This window comes from Gordonibacter sp. (assembly GCF_036667095.1).
Taxonomy (GTDB): domain Bacteria; phylum Actinomycetota; class Coriobacteriia; order Coriobacteriales; family Eggerthellaceae; genus Gordonibacter.
Genome location: NZ_JAVWUP010000389.1, coordinates 1 through 1,049 on the forward strand (window position 1 = coordinate 1; position 1,049 = coordinate 1,049).

Below are 1,049 nucleotides of genomic sequence, written 5' to 3' on the forward strand. Positions count from 1 at the left end.
GTCTCATCGCCTTGTGCTGCGGTTTTGCCGTGGGAAAGTCCGCCCTACCGCTCTGCCGCCCTACCGCTCTGTCGCATCCTCTTCCTTGAGTGTCTGTTCGACCTTGAAAATCCGCTCCAGGGATTGTCGTCGGCCATGCGGGCGAGCGTGTCGGCCATGCGGATGTCGCCAGGCGCCACCTGATCCAGCTCGTCCCAGGGCTATCGGCATGGCCACCGGCGCCCCTTCTCGTGCGCGCAAAGAGCGGGGGACGACGCTTGTGGCACCGCGCCCGTTCCTTATCCAGTCGATGAATATCTTGCGAATCGATGCGGTTTTCTCATACGTGGAACTCCAACGTATCCCTCTGCGCTTCGGAAACCAGCCCGGCCGTGCTGTTGAGGTAGAAGTATTCCTCGGGCTCCCTGTCGTTGCCGGCAACGCGAAAGGGAATCACCGCCTTGCCTGCCGATCCGGGGTGCTTCCGGTATACCTACGATACCCTCCAAGTGAAGATCGCATGCCGCCTGAAGGCTGTCCCGCCCGTGCCCTTCGACATGTTTGCTGTAACGCAGGTCTGCTGGTACGGTTTGCATCAACGATGCAAGCATTTTCGGCCAGCCAGGGATGCTGCGAGAGTGGGGAAGCGGTCGGTGTAGTCCAGACCGTTGCGGCTTGCCAGCCTCGCGCTGTTCTCTTCGAGGTAGGCAAACGCACGGTTGCCGTCGTACTTCACCTCGTAGAGCCACTCGTCGCCGGGAGGAACCCGATCGACCAGTTTGGCGAGCTGCACGTTGGCCTCGTGAAAGGGATTGCGCGTCAGACGCTCGCTTGCCCCTTGCGCTATCTCCTGCATCGTGCGTCCGGTTCGGATGCTGGCTTCGTCGGTGAAAAAACCCGCCTCGCCGCGCACATACTCGTCTTTTTCCTTGATCAGAAGCCGTATGACGAACCGGAGGGTGCCTTGCGGCTCGTCCACGGCGCCCTCCGGTTCCGGGGTCAGTTCGAAGTCGCACTTACGATGGTAGGAGTCGAGTTCTGGGCGGGTAGAACCCATAGTTGTCTCCATT

General features: G+C 60.8%; 1 protein-coding gene and 1 pseudogene. One reads left to right on the forward strand and one right to left on the reverse strand.

Annotated elements, in window-relative coordinates; genetic code table 11:
* Window positions 1-183, forward strand: a 183-nt coding sequence (locus tag RR842_RS14820) for a hypothetical protein (RefSeq protein ID WP_332730338.1), incomplete at its 5' end; no start/stop codon positions are given.
* A 391-nt stretch (window positions 184-574) separates the two neighbouring features.
* Here the strand turns inward: RR842_RS14820 and RR842_RS14825 are convergent.
* A pseudogene (locus RR842_RS14825) lies at window positions 575-1,049 on the reverse strand (hypothetical protein); the annotation flags it as partial.